The sequence below is a fragment of the Bradyrhizobium sp. Pha-3 genome (assembly GCF_042258325.1).
In the GTDB taxonomy this organism is placed as follows: Bacteria; Pseudomonadota; Alphaproteobacteria; order Rhizobiales; family Xanthobacteraceae; genus Bradyrhizobium; species Bradyrhizobium elkanii.
Window position 1 is genome coordinate 5,554,140 of record NZ_CP170151.1, and the last position, 19,262, is coordinate 5,573,401.

The 19,262-nt window shown below is 62.7% G+C and carries 18 protein-coding genes; 5 read left to right on the plus strand and 13 right to left on the minus strand.

Annotated features, from left to right (window positions below; genetic code table 11):
• The first annotated feature begins 52 nt into the window (after positions 1 to 52).
• Together tssH and ACE10X_RS26275 are read left to right on the plus strand one after the other, a co-directional pair.
• Positions 53 to 2,689, plus strand: a complete 2,637-nt coding sequence (tssH, locus tag ACE10X_RS26270) for a type VI secretion system ATPase TssH (RefSeq protein WP_038383163.1) — start codon at positions 53 to 55, stop codon at positions 2,687 to 2,689.
• 5 nt (positions 2,690 to 2,694) lie between these two features.
• Entirely contained in the window at positions 2,695 to 4,281 is a 1,587-nt protein-coding gene (locus tag ACE10X_RS26275) for a class I SAM-dependent methyltransferase (protein ID WP_038383173.1), read from the plus strand.
• Positions 4,282 to 4,370: 89 nt separating this feature from the next.
• Here ACE10X_RS26275 and ACE10X_RS26280 read toward each other — a convergent pair whose 3' ends face one another.
• Entirely contained in the window at positions 4,371 to 5,000 is a 630-nt protein-coding gene (locus ACE10X_RS26280) for a hypothetical protein (RefSeq protein WP_038383164.1), read from the minus strand.
• 129 nt (positions 5,001 to 5,129) lie between these two features.
• Between ACE10X_RS26280 and ACE10X_RS26285 the strand changes: the two genes are divergently transcribed.
• The 3 genes from ACE10X_RS26285 (at position 5,130) to ACE10X_RS26295 (ending at position 8,804) form a co-directional block, all read left to right on the plus strand.
• The gene (locus ACE10X_RS26285; RefSeq protein ID WP_028339379.1) at positions 5,130 to 6,008 is read left to right on the plus strand and encodes a hypothetical protein; all 879 of its coding nucleotides are present in this window, start codon (positions 5,130 to 5,132) and stop codon (positions 6,006 to 6,008) included.
• A 300-nt stretch (positions 6,009 to 6,308) separates the two neighbouring features.
• Positions 6,309 to 7,394, plus strand: coding sequence for a hypothetical protein (locus tag ACE10X_RS26290; protein WP_038383166.1), 1,086 nt, complete (start codon positions 6,309 to 6,311; stop codon positions 7,392 to 7,394).
• A 27-nt stretch (positions 7,395 to 7,421) separates the two neighbouring features.
• Positions 7,422 to 8,804 carry a hypothetical protein gene (locus ACE10X_RS26295; RefSeq protein ID WP_375763044.1) on the plus strand — a complete coding sequence of 461 codons (1,383 nt, stop codon included), beginning with the start codon at positions 7,422 to 7,424 and terminating at the stop codon, positions 8,802 to 8,804.
• A 223-nt stretch (positions 8,805 to 9,027) separates the two neighbouring features.
• Here ACE10X_RS26295 and dhaK read toward each other — a convergent pair whose 3' ends face one another.
• The 12 genes from dhaK to ACE10X_RS26355 all read right to left on the minus strand — a co-directional run bounded on the left by dhaK (position 9,028) and on the right by ACE10X_RS26355 (position 19,156).
• Positions 9,028 to 10,011 carry a dihydroxyacetone kinase subunit DhaK gene (gene dhaK, locus ACE10X_RS26300; protein WP_038383168.1) on the minus strand — a complete coding sequence of 328 codons (984 nt, stop codon included), beginning with the start codon at positions 10,009 to 10,011 and terminating at the stop codon, positions 9,028 to 9,030.
• A gap of 36 nt (positions 10,012 to 10,047) precedes the next feature.
• Positions 10,048 to 10,470: a hypothetical protein gene (locus ACE10X_RS26305; RefSeq protein WP_028339384.1), complete on the minus strand. Its 423-nt coding sequence runs from the start codon at positions 10,468 to 10,470 to the stop codon at positions 10,048 to 10,050.
• Positions 10,463 to 12,079, minus strand: a complete 1,617-nt coding sequence (gene ptsP / locus ACE10X_RS26310) for a phosphoenolpyruvate--protein phosphotransferase (protein WP_038383169.1) — start codon at positions 12,077 to 12,079, stop codon at positions 10,463 to 10,465. Before ptsP ends, ACE10X_RS26305 begins: the two co-directional genes overlap by 8 nt.
• 1 nt (position 12,080) lies before the next feature.
• Positions 12,081 to 12,383 (minus strand): HPr family phosphocarrier protein, encoded by a 303-nt coding sequence (locus tag ACE10X_RS26315; protein WP_229190522.1) that lies wholly within the window; start codon positions 12,381 to 12,383, stop codon positions 12,081 to 12,083.
• A gap of 31 nt (positions 12,384 to 12,414) precedes the next feature.
• Positions 12,415 to 12,807 carry a dihydroxyacetone kinase phosphoryl donor subunit DhaM gene (dhaM, locus tag ACE10X_RS26320; RefSeq protein ID WP_038383170.1) on the minus strand — a complete coding sequence of 131 codons (393 nt, stop codon included), beginning with the start codon at positions 12,805 to 12,807 and terminating at the stop codon, positions 12,415 to 12,417.
• Positions 12,804 to 13,427: a dihydroxyacetone kinase subunit DhaL gene (gene dhaL / locus ACE10X_RS26325; protein ID WP_038383171.1), complete on the minus strand. Its 624-nt coding sequence runs from the start codon at positions 13,425 to 13,427 to the stop codon at positions 12,804 to 12,806. Before dhaL ends, dhaM begins: the two co-directional genes overlap by 4 nt.
• Before the next feature lie 21 nt (positions 13,428 to 13,448).
• The gene (locus ACE10X_RS26330) at positions 13,449 to 14,474 is read right to left on the minus strand and encodes an ABC transporter ATP-binding protein (RefSeq protein ID WP_375763045.1); all 1,026 of its coding nucleotides are present in this window, start codon (positions 14,472 to 14,474) and stop codon (positions 13,449 to 13,451) included.
• Positions 14,467 to 15,564 carry an ABC transporter ATP-binding protein gene (locus ACE10X_RS26335; RefSeq protein ID WP_304557798.1) on the minus strand — a complete coding sequence of 366 codons (1,098 nt, stop codon included), beginning with the start codon at positions 15,562 to 15,564 and terminating at the stop codon, positions 14,467 to 14,469. Before ACE10X_RS26335 ends, ACE10X_RS26330 begins: the two co-directional genes overlap by 8 nt.
• Before the next feature lie 4 nt (positions 15,565 to 15,568).
• A complete protein-coding gene (locus ACE10X_RS26340; protein ID WP_028339389.1) occupies positions 15,569 to 15,778 on the minus strand; it encodes a hypothetical protein in 210 nt (69 codons plus the stop codon).
• A complete protein-coding gene (locus ACE10X_RS26345) occupies positions 15,775 to 16,752 on the minus strand; it encodes a carbohydrate ABC transporter permease (protein WP_016843403.1) in 978 nt (325 codons plus the stop codon). Before ACE10X_RS26345 ends, ACE10X_RS26340 begins: the two co-directional genes overlap by 4 nt.
• Positions 16,749 to 17,723, minus strand: coding sequence for a carbohydrate ABC transporter permease (locus tag ACE10X_RS26350; RefSeq protein WP_085970531.1), 975 nt, complete (start codon positions 17,721 to 17,723; stop codon positions 16,749 to 16,751). Before ACE10X_RS26350 ends, ACE10X_RS26345 begins: the two co-directional genes overlap by 4 nt.
• Positions 17,724 to 17,794: 71 nt before the next feature.
• Positions 17,795 to 19,156, minus strand: coding sequence for an ABC transporter substrate-binding protein (locus ACE10X_RS26355; protein WP_038383177.1), 1,362 nt, complete (start codon positions 19,154 to 19,156; stop codon positions 17,795 to 17,797).
• Between the last annotated feature and the right edge of the window lie 106 nt (positions 19,157 to 19,262).

Below are 19,262 nucleotides of genomic sequence, written 5' to 3' on the forward strand. Positions count from 1 at the left end.
GATTTCCGCGACGACCCCGGCATCGTCCAGGGATTGAGCAGGAGGCGCCATCGTGACCGACATCAGCCTTGAGGCCGTGACCGGCAAACTGAACCGGGCCGGCTACGACGCCTTCATACAGGCCCTGCGCCACGCCAAGAGCGCCAGCAATCGTAACGTGGAGCTTGCGCACTGGCTGTTTCACATCCTGCAACAGGAGCGGACCGATCTCAGCCTGTCGGTGGATCACTACAAGCTCGACCGCGCACGGCTGTTGTCGGACCTCGCAGGCGTCATCAACGGCTTCCGCAAGAACGAAACCGACATGCCGGGCGTTGCCAATTCGGTCATCGATATTCTAGACCGTGGCTGGCACTATGCCACGCTGTTCTTCGGCGAGACCCAGATCCGCACCGGCCATCTCCTGGTCGCCGGATTGAAATCGAACGACATCCGTCGTGCGCTCAACAACATCTCGCAGGAATTCGCCAAGATAAATGTCGACGCATTGGCCGCGGAGCACCGCGCCATCTGGGGGGGCTCCGAGGAGGAGACCATGCGTCCGATGGACGGCTCCGGATTGGCCGGTGCCGGCACCGATGGTGCGGACCAGGCAAATCCGAAAGGGACAACACCGCTCGACCGATTTTCCCAGGATCTCACGGCAAAGGCCCGGTCGGGTCAGATGGACCCGATCCTCGGTCGGGACGACGAAATCCGCCAACTGATCGACGTGCTGATGCGCCGGCGGCAAAACAATCCGATCCTCACCGGCGAAGCCGGCGTCGGCAAGACTGCCGTGGTCGAGGGATTTGCCCAGCGTATTGCCGCCGGCGAGGTACCGCCACCACTGCGCAACGTCAGGCTCTGCGCCCTCGATATCGGCCTGATGCAGGCCGGCGCCTCGATGAAAGGCGAATTCGAGCAGCGCCTGCGCTCGGTGATCGACGAGGTACAGAACTCGCCTACCCCGATTATCCTGTTCATCGACGAGGCTCACACGCTGATCGGGGCCGGTGGCACGGCCGGCACTGGCGACGCAGCCAATCTCCTCAAGCCTCCCCTCGCCCGCGGCACGCTGCGTACCATCGCCGCCACCACCTGGGCAGAATATCGCCAGTACATCGAAAAGGATCCCGCACTCACACGGCGCTTTCAGCCGATCCAGGTCGATGAGCCGGATGTCGAGACCTGCTGCATCATGCTGCGCGGCCTCCTCGGCCCGATGGAGAAGCACCACGGCGTTCGCATTTCGGACGCCGCGATCGTGACCGCGGTCAACCTGTCGCATCGCTACATTCCGTCTCGACAGCTGCCGGACAAGGCGGTCAGCCTGCTGGACACGGCTTCGGCGCGGGTCGCCATCAGTCAAAGCGCGACGCCGGCCCTGATCGAGGACGCTCGCGTCGCCATCGCGGCACGCGAGGCCGAGCGATCGGCACTGGTCAGCGACGGCGATCTCGGGGACGAGAACAGCGAGCGCATCACCGCGATCGACGGCGACATTGCGGCGCTGAAGGACAAGCTGACCGGCCTGGAGGCCGACTGGGCCAAGGAACAGGAACTCGTCAAGGACATCCGCAGCATTCGCGAAATCATCTCCGAGAACGCAGACGAAGATCGAGCCACGAAACGCGTCGAGTTGCGCGGCAAGTTCGAGACACTGGAGGGCATCAATCCGGAAAAGCGGATGATCTATGCCCATGTCGACCAGCAGTCGGTCGCCTCTGTCGTGTCCGACTGGACCGGCATTCCGACCGGCAGGATGATGCGTGACGAAATCGAGACCGTCCTGAAGCTGCCCGAGATTCTCAATCGCCGCGTGGTCGGCCAGTCCCACGGGCTGACGATGATTGCCAAGAGAATCGAGACCAGCCGCGCCAAGTTGGACAACCCGTCCAAGCCGATCGGCGTTTTCATGCTGGCCGGACCGTCCGGCGTGGGCAAGACAGAAACCGCCCTCGCGCTTGCCGAAACCCTTTATGGCGGCGAGCAGAACATGATCACGATCAACATGTCGGAGTTCCAGGAGGCGCACACGGTCTCGACCTTGAAGGGCGCACCTCCGGGTTACGTCGGCTATGGTGAAGGCGGCCGGCTCACCGAAGCGGTCCGGCGCAAGCCCTACAGCGTTATCCTGCTCGACGAGGTGGAGAAGGCCCATCCCGACGTCCATGAGATCTTCTTTCAGGTGTTCGACAAGGGAGTCATGGAAGACGGCAACGGTCGGCGAATCGATTTCAAGAACACACTGATCATTCTGACCACAAACGTCGGCACCGATCTCATCATGAGCCTGGCGCGCGATCCCAAGTATCGCAACGAGCCGGAAGAACTGGCCAGGCTGCTACGGCCGGAGTTGCTGAAGGTGTTCCCCGCCGCATTGCTTGGGCGCATTGTCTCGATCCCCTACTTTCCGCTTTCGGACGAGATGCTTGCCGGCATCGTCAGATTGCAGCTCGACCGGATCGGACAGCGCCTCCGCGATAATCACAAGGCTGCCTTCGGCTACGACGATGCAGTCGTCGAGCACATCGTATCCCGTTGCAACGATCCGGACTCCGGCGGGCGGATGATCGATAACATCATCACCAACACGCTGCTGCCCGAACTGTCGCGCGAATTCTTGAGCAAGTCACTCGCCAAGGAGGAGGTCAAGCAGACGCGCGTCTCGATCGTGAACGACAAGTTTGCATATTCGTGGAACTGACTGCGATGAATATTCAGACCGAGCACCGCCAGCCGACCACCGGTACCACGGCATACGACGAGGTGTATTATCCCGGGCATGTCTACGGACTCACTCACCCGAACCATCTGGCGACGATCGCTGCGGTCTACGGCATGCAGCCGGCTCCGGTCGAGCGCTGCCGGGTCCTGGAGCTCGGCTGCGGCGTTGGCGGCAATCTGTTGCCGATGGCTTTTCAATATCCAGACAGCGAGTTCATCGGTATCGACCTGAGCGGCGTGACGATCGAACGCGGACAGCGAAACATCGCCGCATTGGGCTTGAGCAACATCAGGCTTCTGCATTGCGACATCATGGACGTCGACGCTGCCTTCGGACAGTTCGACTACATCATCGCCCATGGCGTGTATTCATGGGTACCACCGGTCGTGCGCGAGAAGATGATGTCTATCTTCAAGCGGAATTTGGCACCACAGGGGCTCTGCTACGTCAGCTATAACGCACACCCGTTCTCGCATCTTCGCGACATGGTCCGCGACATGATGCGCTACCACACCCGGCGCTTCACCGGGATGAAGGAGAAAGTCGGACAAGCTCGCGCCATCGTGAAATTTCTCAGCGAAGGATCGAAGTCTAACTCGGTGCACGGTACAGTCATGCGCGATCAGTGCACCCGCGTGCTCAACGCTCCGGACGAACTGCTTTTTCACGACGACCTCGATCAGGGCGCGACGGCCTTCCTTTTGCACGAAGTCGTCGAGGATGCCGGCCGACATGGCCTGCAATATCTGAGCGACGCCGATTTCTCACGACGCTATCTTGCCGGCTACACCGAAGAGGTCCGCGCCACGCTGCAGCGCTTTCCCGAAGGCGAGTTCATGGCGCGCGATCAATACCAGGACTTCATCGACGGCAACGGGTTTCGGCGCACGTTGCTCTGCCACGAGGGTATCTCCCTTGACCGCCAGGTCGATCTCGACTTCATCACCGCCTTCTATCTGCTGAGCACCACCAGCCCACGTCGCCCCGACGCCTGCCTGACTGACGATTCCGAGATGGAGTTTGAAAATCAGGACGGCAGCCGGATCACGGTGACCAATCCGCTCCTGAAGGCCGCACATCTTTGTCTCGGCCGGGCCTGGCCGCGCGCACTCTCATTCACCGAACTGCTCGATGGCGCCCGGACGCTGCTGGAAGGCCGGCAAACCGGCGATGACCAGCGGATATTGACGGAAGCGCTCTATATCCTGGCTTGCAGCGGCGAGGTCTCCTTTCTGAAATCACGGCCGTTTCTCGTAAAGGAAATCACGGACTGTCCGCAGGCCAGCCTGCTCGCCCGCAGACAAGCGCAGAGCGGCCCGCTGGTCACCAATCTGCTTCACCAGACCGTGCAGTTGGAGGACGACAGGACGCGCCATTTCCTGCAGTTGCTCGACGGCTCCCGGACGATCGAGCAAATCACGGCCGAAATGACTGAAACCTTCGGACCAACCGTCCAGGTCAAGCGAATGGATGATGCCGGGCAGGCCGCCGAGCCGTTGCTGCTGTCAACCCGACAAAGCGTTGACCGGTCGCTGGCGACGGTCGGCAAACTGGGTTTGCTGGTGGCCTGAGGCTTTCGACGGCGTCGGCCTCGGTAAGGACGAGGCGGCAGGGAGCCAGGCCAGCAGCCAGTTTGTGGGAGCGGACGCCCCGCGTTCGATCAGCCGTCGTGGGTGTATTGTTGGCCGAGCAGCCACCCGGTGAGAATGCCACCAGGTCCGCTGGCATAGACCGCACTAAGGCCGACACCGGCGCGCAGCATCCGCCATTCATGCTCGCCGACCCAGGGAATGCCGGGATCACCCTTTTGGTATTGCGCCAGCAGCGTTCGGGCGACCTCCGCGGCATTGGCGTAGATCGGGCCGTTCGCCCAACGGGGGCGCGGCAGGCCTGTCATGCGGCAGTAGAGCGCCGTGCAGACATAGGCGGACGCCTCCTCCGCATTGCCGTCAAGGCCGGTCCGCAGCAGATCGTAAGCCTCATGCAAGGCCTCGTGGACGATATAGGCTTCGTCCATTCGCCCCGTCGCCGACACGACCTCCAGCGTATTCGCCGCGACGACCGTACCGTCCGCTCGGGTTCGCGCGACGTCGTTATATTGTGCTGCAACATTTGCCGCGAGGTCGGTCGGAACTCTGACGCTGACCTGCCCCAACCGGATCGCGCGAGCGACGTGATGGAATGTTTGCGGTGCAATCGTCACATGGCTGCCACGGATCGGAAACCGGAAGCGAATACGCGCGACCGCCGGGCCGTTGAGTACGTCTAGCACCCTGCTCCGAAGTGACATCGGACCGTCCTTGCTGTTGACACTGCTCCACGAATGGTGGTCGGCGTTTCCGGTTGGGAGGTTCAGTTGAACCCGGCCCCGCCCGGACCAGACAAATCGGAGACTGGCTTTGACCCGGAGGGCGGACCCGTGACGACCACCAATCCGACCACGACCGACACTTACCGCAAGATCGCGGCGCGGCTAACCATGCTCCGGCCGCAGATCGATCTGTCGAAATATTTCGCGGGGCCGAATCCCAATGTCCGCCTCTATGACGAGAAGGCCTATATCCGACGCCAATTGGAGAAGTATGGCGTCGCGGCCGCGACGAGCACGCTCGACGGCGTCACGTTCCTGCCCAAGGACTGGGAAGACCTGATCAAGACGCTGCGCATTGCCAAGACGTCGGACGGATTCGACGCGTTCGCCGAAGGCAAAAGCCCGGAGAAGCCGTCGCATTGGGCCCTCGACCTGTCGATGGCAGCCACAATCGGCAAGGGCTTTCGGGAGATCTGGCGCCCGAAGCTATCCGACCGGCCGCTGTCTACGCGAGACCTTCCAGGCCGGCATGGCTTCGGGCTGGGACGCGGCCGAGGGCAATGGAGCGACGACTATAGCGCGCAGTTCGGCAAGGACCCGCAGCCGCAGGACATCACGTCGCTGCATTTCGCGGTAGCGCCCGACCGGGTCAATGTTCACATCGACGAGACGGGCTTCGTGTTCGAGGGCGCAGACGGCGCCCTCACGGTCGGACCGAATTTCGGGCACCACGCCGTCAATGAACTGTTCTGGAAGAGCAATCCTCACCTGCCGCGCTGGGCGATCGATCACATCGACCTGATCCTGCCGAACAGCGCCAATGATTTTTCGCGATTTGGCGTTTCGGTCGACCTGTATCAACGCAAGGACCTGCGCGTGACCGTCACCGGCTCCTGCGGCATTTTCGGGGGATTCGAGTGCTCGGGAACGTTAAGCGTCAGTGGGACGCACGATCTGCTTGGCTCCAAGCCGAAAGGCGCGCGCTGACGATCGCATTTCTGGGATCCCGGTAACGGCAACCTCATGCCCTTCGATGGATCTCACTGTGGTGAGGCCGATCGGGAGCGGCCGGCCGTTCTGGCCCATTTGCCTTGCAAGCGGGGCGAAGCGCATCGCCGACACCGTCGATGCATCTCCACGTCGTGGGTTCGCGCCAGCGCCAGAGCAAGGTGGAGCTTGTATGGCGAGATCCGGAGCCGCTTGAACCGCCGCTTCGACAAACGCGACTGAGGGATAGGCTCGCTGACGCAAAATGCGTCCTGTGCCAGTTAAGCCAATGGTGTTGCAATGGCGCCTTTAAAGCCCCCGGTCTGGCTCGATACCAACATCCTCATAGACATACAAAACGGGCAACGAGCTGCGGCGAGCGCCGCCGAGAAAGCGCTCAGCCGACGTTTTGAGAATGAAATTCTCAACCTGGCCAAGGACGGTCACGAGGTTCTGATCTCGCCACGGGTCAAGTTTGAATTTCTAAAGGGAGCGCGCGCTCAGTCAGGCGAAAAATTGCTCACCGACTTGCGGATCGTCGAAGACAAAATGATGACCCAGGTGCCCCGCGCGCAAGTTTGGAAGTGGGGCAATGAGGGTTTGAATCACGGACTTTCCGCATTCGATTCCGATGTGGTTGCCCAGGTAAGGGCGGGCGGAGTGGCTCGCGGCATCAAAAATCCGGTGTTTCTGACCAGGGACAGCGGAGGAACGCTCATTGCGATGCGCAGGAGAGGCGTTCAGGCGCTCGACTTTCGGGCACCGGAGATAAGACTGAAGGTCCCGCGGAACACACCGACTCCGCCAGAGGTCCCGCCGCCGCCGGCCGGCTCCGTTGCGGGCGAAGGATTGTGGAGCGCGGCCAAGGCCGGCTTCAAGGCCGGGTTAAAGGAGGCTCTTAAGGCCGAGAATATCGCTGCGATGATCCCCGATCTGGTCCTCATGGTGGCTGACAAGGTCGCGGCTCGGGAGGCACTCAAGAACATTCAAGTCAAGTTCATCAAGGAGGGGTTCGCAAAGGGCGTTGCAGCGGGCGTCATGGGTTGGTCCGAGGAGGAGGTTGCATCAAATTTGATGAACCGCATCACCGCGTTCAGAGTTCAAGGCCTGGAAGATCCTGCCGGCATCCTGACGCGCGCAACCATTCTGCAAGTTGCCGAAGCGTACGAAAACTATGCGGTGGTGATTGGATTTCAGTTCAGCTCTGCCAAAGACCTGAAATGGAAGCGCGAGATGGTCGCCAAGGGCTCCAAGATACTGCATCAGTATGGATATTATTTCGGAACCGACCCGCAGGCGCTGTTTGAGTACGAATTCATCGACAAGCTCGCCTGGACGCTTCAGCCGACCACCAACGCGATAGTTGAACCCGCAATACGCCACTGAAAACGACCATATTGCTGGTGATTGGTTATGCCGCAATTGAAAGACAAAGTCGGTCGGTTTGCCGCGACGGGTCGCAGCTGCCAGAACTGGAAGCAAGACCAGGAGCTGGTCATCTCGCTGCTCAACAAGATCGCCATTTCCGACGGAGGTGCCGAGACCCCGCTCAAACCGCAAATGGTCGTGACGGGTCACGCCAGCGACAGCCTCTACAACTCGATTCTGTATTTCCAGCAAAAGAACTTCCCGGGCACGCCGGACGGCTATATCCGGCCCGGCGGACCAACATTCACTCGGCTCGTTGACCTCGCGACCAAGGCAGCCGCCAAGCCTCCTCCTCCCAAGGGTCAATGGGATGGGATCACGACGCCATCCGTCGATGCCGCACTTCGCAAGGGTCTGCTCGACGATTCCAGGCTGGATTACGCGGAAGTGGTCGATATCATCAGGGCGACCGTCGCGGACGGCATGGTCACCGCATTCGAGCTGGACGACCTGACCACCATTGCAAATACCTCCAGAACGCTTTCTCCGACTTCGAAAAAGCTCATCACGCTCTTCGTCGGCGACGAAAAGAAGAAGTGGCTCGGGGTTGGACCGTACGACCTCAACTCGGATCAAAAGAAGCTCGCCGCGGAGATGGTCTGCGATTTCCTCAAGAACACGAGGACCACGTTCTTTCCGAAGCTCGATCCGCACCGCGTCGGGATAGGCATTCTCAGGCGAATTGCGAAGCCGAGCCTCATAGATCAGGATCAAGCGAGCATGTGCGGCCCTTCCGCGCTGATGTTCAGCTACGCATCCGACAAGCCGGGACAACATGCGCGGTTCGCCATCGACCTGTATCAGAAGGGGCAGGCGAACCTCGGCCGCCTGCTGATCAAACCGGGAAAGGACGTGAAGAACTACACACCGCCCTACTCGCTGGACCACGTCGATTGGCTGACTTGCGCCTCCATTCGCGATTCCGAAAATTGGTTCCTCGATTTTGACGACACCGGCAGAATAAGCGATGCCGCGGGGATCACCTTGCCGAGCGAAATGGAGCAATGGTTCCGCAAGGCCGGATACCAGGACGTGCGCGAGGAGACCAATCTGAAATTCAGCAAAGGCCTCGACAGCGTCAACGAAGCCAACGCCCTGCTTGCCGGTGGATATCGCGTATGCCTGTTCATAAGCGCCAACATGATCGAATACGACGACCAGTCGGACGAAGGCTCCGTGTTGACGCGGCACTGGGTCGTCTTGCGTGACAGGATACAGGTGTCGAACGGAAACGTGACGACAACGATCTTCACATGGGGCAAGGGAGACTACGCGATCCCGCATCCAGGCAAGGGTGGCGCTCAGAAGCCTCTCTCAATTGGGGACTTCCTTATGAATTATTACGGGTACGTTGCTGCCAAGGCGTGAGTGGAGAACGAGCGCTCTCACCACCGCGTTGAGGAATTACTTGGCACTCACGATCATCGATCGTCGGAGATCTCGTCTACTCCACACAAAAAGATGCCGTGCCCGAAGGACACGGCAAGTTTCAGGGAGGATGAACCGGCCGACTTCCGGTGCATGCCTGAGACCCCGGCCCCATCGTCGGTCAGGGCGCAATCTGAAAATCAGCGGCCGCTCGCCGCGGTGGTCACCATTTCAATGCGGCCGTGCGCACGGGATGATCCCAGAGCGCTGTGGACTCGTTGTCGAGCAGGCTCACGGTGAGCGAGCAGCCCGCCATGTCCAGCGATGTGACGTAGCTGCCGACCAGCGAACGGGCGATGCGCAGGCCCCGCTCCTCGAGCATCCGGCGCGCCGCGTTGTACATCAGATAGAGCTCGATCGTCGGCGTGCCGCCGAAGCCGTTGACGAGCAGCAGCGCCTCGGTGCCGGCGCGCGCGCCAAGATCATCGGCGATCGCGGTGATCATCTCGGCGGCGATCGCGTCGGCCTGCGCGAGCTTGACACGACGGCGGCCCGGCTCGCCGTGAATGCCGACCCCCATCTCCATCTCGTCTTCACCAAGTGCAAAGGTCGGCGTGCCCGCAGCCGGGACGGTGCAGCTGGTCAGCGCAACGCCCATCGAGCGCGTCTGTGCGTTGATGCGCTCGCCGAGCGCCACGCAGGAGGTGAGATCGGCGCCTCTCTCAGCGGCGGCGCCGACGATCTTCTCGACAATCAACGTACCGGCGACGCCGCGCCGTCCGATGCTGTAGGTCGACTTCTCGACCGCGACATCGTCATCGGTCACGATGGTGGCGGTGCGGCCTTCGGCGATCTCGGCCGCCATCTCGAAATTCATACGGTCGCCGGCATAATTCTTGACGATGAACAGGACGCCGGCATCGCCCGCGACCGCCTGTGCGGCCTCGACGATCTGATCCGGCGTCGGCGAAGTGAACACCTGGCCGGGACAGGCGGCATCCAGCATGCCGTAGCCGACGAAGCCCGCATGCAGCGGCTCGTGCCCGCTGCCGCCGCCCGACACCAGCGCGACCTTCTTGCCGTTCAGCTCGCTGCGGCGAACGAATTTACGCTCGGCGCCCAGCACGACCAGATCGGCGTGCGCGGCCGCGAAACCGTCGAGGCTTTCGCCGAGCACGTTGTCGACCGCATTGATGAACTTCTTCATGGTGTCCTCCCGCCTCGTCCGTTCGACGTTCCTCGCCTATTTTTCCCGCATGATGCCAATCAGCCGCCGTGTGAACTCCTGGAGCAGCGTGTCGAGCTCGGCGTTGCGCTTGGCGCTGCCGAGGTCCGGCAGATGCAGCGTCAGCGTCCGCTCGTGCGAGCCTTCGCTCAACCGGCCGACGCGGCGCGGATGCGCGCGGGCATAGGCGCGAAGGAAGGCGCTCTTCGCCTGCGGCGGGAAGTGGCAGACATCGAAGATCGTGTTGAGATGCTGCACTGGAATCGGCACCGGATAGGCCGGGTTGCTGATCTGGCTGACGAAGCTGCGGTTCTTTCCCATGGCATGGGCCAGCCGCAGCCGCATGCCGGACGGGCGGCTCTCAAGCACTTCCTTGAAGATGCGCTTGTAGACCGCAACCGCGCCAGCCTCGGGCGCGTCATCGGCCGCCGTGTCAGCCAACGCTGCCTCCGCTGCTCAGCCGGTCGATGGTGTGCTTGATCTGCGCCAGCGCCGAGGGGTTCACGGACAATTCGCGCAGTCCGCAATTCAGCAATGCGGGCAGGCAGCGCGGATCACCGGCCATGTCGCCGCACAGGCTGACATTGATGCCGGCGCGGCGGCCGTGCTCCGCGGTCCGCGCGATCAGTTCGAGCACTGCGGGATGCAGAGGGTCCATCAATGGGGCGAGAGCTCCGTTGGAACGATCGCAGGCCAGGACATATTGCGCGAGATCGTTCGAGCCGATCGAGAAGAAGGCGGCCTTGAAGCTGGATACCGCGAGGGCCGCCGCCGGGACTTCGACCATGATTCCCAGCTCGGGAAGCATTGCGGCAATGCCGTCCGCCTGCAAGCGCTGCACGATTTCGGCGAACAGCTTCCGTCCCGCCTCGAGCTCATCCGCCGAGGTGACCATCGGGAACATGACCTTGAGATTGCCGCGCACCGCCGCGCGTGCCAGCGCACGGAGCTGAACGGCAAAAATCTCGGGCCGGGCGAGGCACAGGCGCAGACCGCGCACCCCGAGAAACGGATTGGCCTCGCCATCCAGCGTGAACCCAGGCACCGGCTTGTCGCCGCCCGCATCGAACGTGCGGATGGTGACGGGCCGCTGGCCGGCCCAGCGCAACACCGCGTCATAGGCCTGGAATTGGGTCTCCTCGTCCGGCACGCTCCGGCCGGCGAGCAGGAATTCAGTCCGCATCAGGCCGATGCCGTCGGCATATTGCGCGTCGGCATGCTCGAGATCCTCGACGCGCTGGATGTTGATGAAGAGCTTGATCCGCTCGCCGCGCCAGGAGGCTGTCGGCCGCCGCAGGATCGCGCGCGCGGATGCCCTGCTCTTGAGATGGCTGTCGCGCCGCTTCTCGAAAGTGCGGACCTGCTCGGCATTGGGATCGAGCTCCAGCGTCGCGCCTTCGCCGTCGAGCAGCGCCGTGGTGCCGATGTCCGGAATGGAACCGAGCTGCACCACCATCGGGATGCCGCGCGCGCGCGCCAGCATCGCGACATGGCTGGTCGGGCTGCCGCGCAACAGCGCCAGGCCACCGCCGCCGGACCAGTCAATCTCGAGGAAACGCGATGGCGGCAGATCGTCGGCGCAGACCACGCCCCCGCTCGGGACCTTCAGCGGCTGCCCTTGGTCGCCACGCAGAATGTGGACCACGCGGTCGCGTAAATCCGCAAGATCGGAGGAACGCGCTTTCAGATAGTCGTCCGGTGCGGAATTGTAGTCGACGATGTGCGCGTCGAGCGTCGAACGCCATGCGATATCGGCTGGACGTCCCTCGCCGATCGACGCGAAGATCGCCTCGATCAAATCCTCATCCTCCAGCAGCGCAACCTGGAATTCGAGAATCTGCGCAGCTTCGCCGCCGGCGCTGGCGGCAAGATCCGCGATCTGGCCACTCGCGACGTCGATCGCATTGCGCAACGCCAGCGCCTCCTCGACCAGTGTGCCGGCCACACGCTCGCCGGCGGCGCCCGCGTCGACACGGACGAACGGGCCATGGGCAAAGCCGATCGAGGCGGTCCTGCCGCGGTAGGCCAGCCCTGCAGCGCCGCCCTGCATGCTATGGTGCTCCATCCGGGAAATCGCTTGCGATCAGATCGACCAACGCCGCGACCGCGGCCTCGGCGTCGCTGCCGGAGGCCTTGATCTCGATCGTGCTGCCGTGTGCCGCGCGCATTGCCATGATCTTGGCCACGCTCTTGGCATTGATCCATTCAGGCGCGCCCGCGACCCGCACCGAGATCTGAGCCTGGAATTTCTTGGCGAGCTTGGTCAGCTTGACCGCGGGGCGCGCGTGCATGCCAACCGCGTGCACCAACCGCACACTACCGGTGAAGATCTGTTCGTCCGCTTTATCAAGCATGCGCATCATCCATCATCGCTTCCCTGCCGCCTCAGTCGGCAGAGAGTTCCTCGGCCACGGCCCTGACCTGGGCCAGCGAGCTGCCGCCCGCAGCTTCGGTCGCCGCCATGACGGCGCCCTCGACGATCGGCGCGTTGCAGACGACAACGAGATCGCGCCGCGCCGGCTCCAGCATCTCGACCGCCATTTCGCTGTTCGTCTCGGCGCCGCCGAGGTCGACAAGCACAGCAACGCCTTTCGACGACCAGGCGTCGTTGATGGCGTCGATGATCACCGGCACGCTGGTGCCGAGACCACCATCGGGATTGCCGCCGCAGAAAGCGACCTTGACCTCGCTGCCAACCATCTGCCGCACCATGTCCGCGGTTCCCTTGGCGATGTCCCGGGAATGCGAGACGATCACGATCCCTACGGTATCGGTCATTGCCGCGCCTCCAGGCCAGTGCATACAGCGTGCAGCAAAACGCAGCTCGATCGCGCCCCGGGATCGACATGACCGACGCTGCGCGCGCCGAGGAACGACGCCCGGCCCTTGGTGGCTTGCATCGGCACCGTGCGCTCGACCGCTTCAGCCGCGGTGGTGCGCACCCGCGCGATCAGATCGGGTTGGCCGGCGCCCGCTTTCAGTGTCTCCAGCACTGGGACGAGCACATCGAGCATCGTCTTCTCGCCGGCCTGCGAGCGGCCGCGCGCGCTCACCGCGGCAACTCCGCTGCCGAACACGTCGGCGAGATCATCAGGCAGATGCTTGTCTTGCGACAGCGCCTCGCCCGCGGCGAGAAAGAAGCTGCCATAAAGCGGGCCGGAGGCGCCGCCAACCGTCATGACCAGGGTCTTGCCGATCGTCTTGAATGCCTCGTTGAGCGGCTGCGCCGAGATGGCATCGAGCTTGCCGAGCACGGCTTCGAAGCCGCGTTTCATGTTGGTCCCGTGGTCGCCGTCGCCGATCGCCTGGTCCAGACTCGTGAGCTCCGGCGCGCTGGCGATGACCTGCTCGGCGGCCGCCTTGAGCAGCGACTTGAATGTCTCGGGTTGCACAGACATCTATCTGAACCTCTCGCTCCTCTATTGAACCATCGCGCCGATACGTTGCCCCGCACGGTCGAAACACAGCGGCCGCACCAGCTTCAATTCAACCTCCTGGCCGGCCCGCAGCGGCTGATGCGGATCCGCCAGCGTCACCAGTGTTTCGCCCTTATAGTCGAGGTGAATGTGATTCTGCTCGCCGAGGTGCTCGACGCGATGCACCCGGCCGACCATCTGCCCGCCGTTGCGCGCGGCGATCTGGAGGTGCTCGGTGCGGATGCCGACCGTCTCGGTTTCCGGCGGTATCGCCACATCGGACAGCAGCCGTGCGGGCAGGAAATTGATCTGGGGCGTCCCGAGCCGCGACGCGACATAGCTGCTGGATGGATTTTCGTAGATCTCCCTCGGCGTGCCGAGCTGAAGCAGCCGGCCGTCCTTGATCACGCCGATCCTCGATGCCATCGTCATGGCTTCAACCTGATCGTGGGTCACATACAAGATGGTCGCGCCGAGCTCGAGCTGGATCCGCTTCAGCTCGAGGCGAAGCTCGGCGCGAAGCTTTGCATCCAGCGACGATAGCGGCTCGTCCATCAGATAGATCGAGGGATCGCGCACCAGCGCGCGGCCGATCGCGACCCGCTGCATCTCACCTCCCGACAGGCGGGTGGCGCGATTATTCAGCTTGCTGGCGATATGCAGGAGCTCCGCGGTCTGCTCGACACGCTTGCGGATCAGCGGCTCCGGCACGCGCCGCGCCGGAGAGCGCAGCGGGAACGCGAGGTTGTCATAGACCGACAAATGCGGATACAGCGAATATTGCTGGAACACGAATGCGATGTCCCGTGCACCCGGCGGCTCATGCGTCACGTCGCGCCCCCCGATCATGACCGAACCGGCGTCGGGGCTCTCGAGTCCGGTAATCAGTCGCAGCGTCGTGGTCTTGCCGGCACCGCTCGGCCCGAGCAGGACGAGGAATTCGCCGTCGCTCACCGTCAGCGAAAGGTCGCGTACCGCCTCCACTGCGCCGAAGCGCTTGCTGATATTGCGCAAGCTGACGTCAACCATGGCGCACGCCCTCCTCGCCGGCAGTCCTGATTGCAAGGCCGCTGCCAGCATCGAACAGTGAGAGCCGAACGGAGTTGAATTCGAGGCCGACCGTCTCTCCGATCCGCACCGAGGCGCTCGACGGCAGCCGCGCCGCGAGCCGCCCATACGCCGTGTCGATGGTGACGATCTGCGTCGTGCCGAGATATTCCGCGCCGAACACCTCGCCACGAACGGATCCGGCGTCGGTGAATCGAATATGCTCCGGGCGAACCCCGAGCGTCAGCGCAGCGCTGGCCCGGTCCTCGCGGATCTCGGGCACCGCGAGCCTGGCGTCGTGGAAATTGATCGCCCGGTCACCAGATCGCAGGCCGCTCTCGAAGCGCAGGAAGTTCATCGGCGGCGAGCCGATGAAGTCCGCGACGAACATGCTGGCGGGCCGGTCGTAAACCTCCTGCGGTGTACCGATCTGTTCCACGCGCCCCTTGTTCATGATCGCGATCCGGTCGGCCATCGACATCGCCTCGAGCTGATCGTGGGTGACATAGACCGTGGTCGCCTTGATGCGATCGTGCAAATCGCGCAGCTCGCCGCACATCAGATGACGAAACTCGGCGTCGAGCGCGCCCAGCGGCTCGTCCATCAGGAAGGCCTTCGGGCGCCGCACCATGGCGCGCCCGAGCGCGACGCGCTGGCGATCGCCGCCGGAGAGCTTTGATGTCTTGCTCGACAGCAAATGCTCGATCCGCAGCATCCGCGCGGTCTCCTGCACCCGCTCACGAATCTCGTGCCGCGCCATGCCCTGGCACTTCAGCGGGAAGCCGATGTTCTGCCCGACATTCATGTGCGGATAAAGCGCGAACAGCTGGAACACGAACGCGATATCGCGGGCGGCGGCGCGGTGGAACGTGACGTCCTCCCCGTCGAGCAGGATCTTGCCCTCGGTCGGCAGCTCGAGGCCGGCAATCATGCGCAAGGTGGTGGTCTTGCCGCAGCCGGAGGGGCCGAGCAACGCGAAGAAGGTGCCGTCGTCGATGGTGAAGCTCGATCCTTCCACCGCGGTGAACTGATCGAACGACTTGCGAAGATCTTCGATGCGGATCTGAGCCATGGCCCTATTCCGGAAAGTGGCTGACGACGACGAAGCCGACCGTGCCGGCGAGAATCGTCACGAATGAATAGCTGTACAGATCGATCGAGAAAGGCTGCACCAGCATGAAGATGCCGCCTCCGATCAGGATCATCGCAACGGCCTCCCAGCGCCCGCGGCTGAACAAGCGATGCAATGTCCCCTTGGTCCCCTTGGCAACAACAGAACCGCTCATTTGCGCACCGCTCCGAAGGTGATGCCGCGCAGCAGATGCTTGCGGAGCAACACAGTGAACATGACGATCGGGACGACGAACAGCGTGGTCGCGGCGGCAACCGCCGGCCAGTCCTGTCCGCCCTCACCGATGATGAAAGGGATGAAGGGCGGCATGGTCTGCGCCTCGCCGCTGGTCAGCAGAACCGCGAAGGCGTATTCGTTCCAGGAGAAGATCAGGCAGAAGATCGCGGTCGCCGCAATTCCGGTGACGGCCTGCGGCAGCACCACCTTGCGCAGCGCCTGCAGTCGCGTGTAGCCGTCGACGAGGGCCGCCTCCTCGTACTCGCGCGGGATCTCGTCGATAAACCCCTTGAGCAGCCAGACCGCGAGCGAGACGTTCACGGCGGTATAGAGCAGGATCATTCCGAGCCTGGTGTCGGTCAGATTGAGCTGCCGGTACATCAGATAGATCGGGATCGCGACCGCGACCGGCGGCATCATCCGCGTCGAGAGAATGAAGAACAGGAGATCGTCGGCCAGCGGAATGCGGAAGCGCGAGAAGGCGTAGGCCGCGAGCGTACCGAGGAAGACGGCGAGGAAGGTCGAACCGAACCCGATGATCAGCGAGTTGACGAAGCGCGGGACGACTTTGGACGGTCCGGCAATGACCATGTCATGCTTGCGGACGAGCTTGTCATACCAGGTTTCCGGCGGCGGCAACTTGGCGATGAAATCAGGTGTCTGGCGGGTGCGCACCGTGAACAGGTTGACATAACCTTCGAGCGTCGGCTCGAAGATCACCTTGGGCGGATAGGCGATGGCATCGCTTTGCGACTTGAAGGCAGTGGCAACGATCCAGACTAGCGGCAGGATCGTGATCAACGCATAGAGGATGACGAGAGCACCAGCGAATGCCTTGGTGCGCGGCGAGGCCTCGACGATCGAGTGCGCGCTGGATCTGGCCAGGACGGACTTGGCTACGGCAGCGGTCATCGTTGCTTCACCTTGTTGAGCGCTTTGACGTAGATGTTGGCGGCACCGAACACGGTCACGAACAGGATGATGGCGAGCGCGGAGGAATAGCCGGTGCGCCACTTCTCGAATGCCGCGCGCTTGAGCGTGATCGATACGAGCTCGGTGGTCGACCCCGGCCCTCCCGAGGTCAGCAGGTTGACCATGTCGAACATCTTGAAGTTCTCGATCGCGCGAAACAGTACCGCCAGCATCAGGAACGGCACCGTCATCGGCAGCGTGATCGACCAGAACTGTCGCCAGGCCGAGGCACGATCGACTTCAGCCGCCTCGTAGATATAATCCGGGATCGAGCGCAGCCCGGCGAGGCAGATCAGCATCACGTACGGCGCCCACATCCAGGTGTCGACGAGCACGATGGTCCATGGCGCGAGCGCGACCTGCCCTGTCATGCTGAAAGAGCTCGGCGGCACACCGGTGAACAAACTGATCAGATAGTTGAACGGGCCGATCTGCGGCTGCAGCAGCAGCGTCCAGAAATTGCCGACAACCGCCGGCGACAGCATCATCGGCAGCAGGATGATCGTGGTCCAGAAACTGTGGCCGCGGAATTGACGGTTGATCAGAAGCGCCAGCCCAAAGCCAACCACGACCTGCAAGGCGACCGAGCAGATCACGAATTGCGCCGTGGTCTGGAGCCGGAACCAGACGTCCTCGTCGTTCAGTATGTCGCTGAAATTGTCGAGCCCGACAAACCGCAGCGGCAGATAGGACATGCTGAGGTTGAGGCTGGTGAAGGACAGCCGGATCATCCAGACCAGCGGGAAGATGTTGATCGCGAGCAGCAGCGCAATCGTCGGCGCGACGAACAGCCACGCGATGGTCCGGTCGGACAGACCATGGCCGCGGCGCGCGGCGCGGGATTTGGCGGGCTCGCTCACGCCCGGGATCGTAGCATGCTCGGGTTGCAGGATCGTCGTCATCTTGTCCATCGGCTGGGCTGGTTCGGCTTCCCCGAGGCTGACCTCGGGGAAGCCAGTTCAGTTAGGACGTGGAGTTCGGGCTATTGTGAGGAGGCGACTTCCTTGCCCTGTTCCTTGAACACCTTGGTCCAGTCCTTGACCAGGAGATCGAGCGCCTGCTGCGCCGTGCCCTTGTCGGCGACGACGTAGTCATGCACCCGCTTCTGCATATCAAGCAGCAGCTGGGCGTAGGACGGCTCGGCCCAGAAGTCCTTGACGATGCCCATCGACTCCAGGAATTGCGGCGCGAACGCCGCGCTCTTCGGGAAGTCCGGCGCGTCGACCACCGCCTTGAGCGCCGAGTAGCCGCCGATCTGCCACCATTTCTGCTGCACGGCGGGCTGCGCGAACCACTTGATATAGGCGAGCGCGTCGTCCTTGCGGTCGGAGGTCGCAACCACCGAGATGCCCTGTCCGCCGAGTTGGGTGAAGTGCCCCTTCGGGCCGGCCGGATTGACGAAGAAGCCGATCTTGTCGCCGCCGACATTCGGATCCTTGTAGAGGCCGGGGAAGAAGGCGAACCAGTTCATCTGCATCGCCACCTGGCCCGACTTGAAGGCATCGAGGCCTTCCTGCATGTAGGCGTTGGTCATGCCCGGCGCGGTGCAGCACTTGTAAAGCTCCTTGTAGAACTCGAGCCCCTTGGCCGCCTCGGCGGAATTGACGATGCCCTGCATCTGGTACGGCTTCTTCGGATTGTCGTAGCTGAAGCCGTAATTGTAGAGCACGTTGGTCACGCCCATCGTGATGCCTTCGGAGCCGCGCTCGGTGAAGATGTAGGCGCCATAGACCTTCTTGCCGTCGATCTCGCGGCCCTGGAAGAACTCCGCGATCTGCTTCAACTCGTCATAGGTCTTCGGCGGTGCCAGATCACGACCGTACTTGGCCTTGAAAGCCGACTGAATGTCGGGCCGCGAGAACCAGTCCTTGCGGTAGGTCCAGCCCACGGCGTCGGCCATCGCCGGCAGCGCCCAGTAGTTCGCCGAGTTCTTCGGCCACTGCGAATAGCCGACAACGGTCGCCGGGACGAAGTCGTCCATCGAGATCTTCTCCTTGGCGAAGAAGTCGTTGAGCTTGACGTACCACTTGTTCTCGGCGGCGCCGCCGATCCACTGGCTGTCGCCGATGATCAGGTCGCAGAGCTTGCCGTGGGAGTTGAGCTCGTTGAGGAAGCGATCCGCGTAGCTCGTCCAGGGGACGAACTCGTACTTCATCTCGATGCCGGATTGCTTGGTGAAATCCTTGCCGAGTTCGACCAGCGCGTTGGCCGGATCCCATGCCGCCCAGCACAGCGTGAGCTGCTTACCCTGGGCGGCAGCTTCGCCTCCGCCAAATATCCCCAGCAGCGCCGCCCCGAGAACCGTGGTGGCCGCCGAGCTTCTCAGCCAATTGAATGTTCGCATATCCGTTTCCTCTCTCGTTGAAGCATCCAACCCGCTCGGCGCGCTCTGCCGGAGCGACGCCAAGACCCTGAAACCGAGTTTGAGGAGCGACGAGTGAAGGACGAGA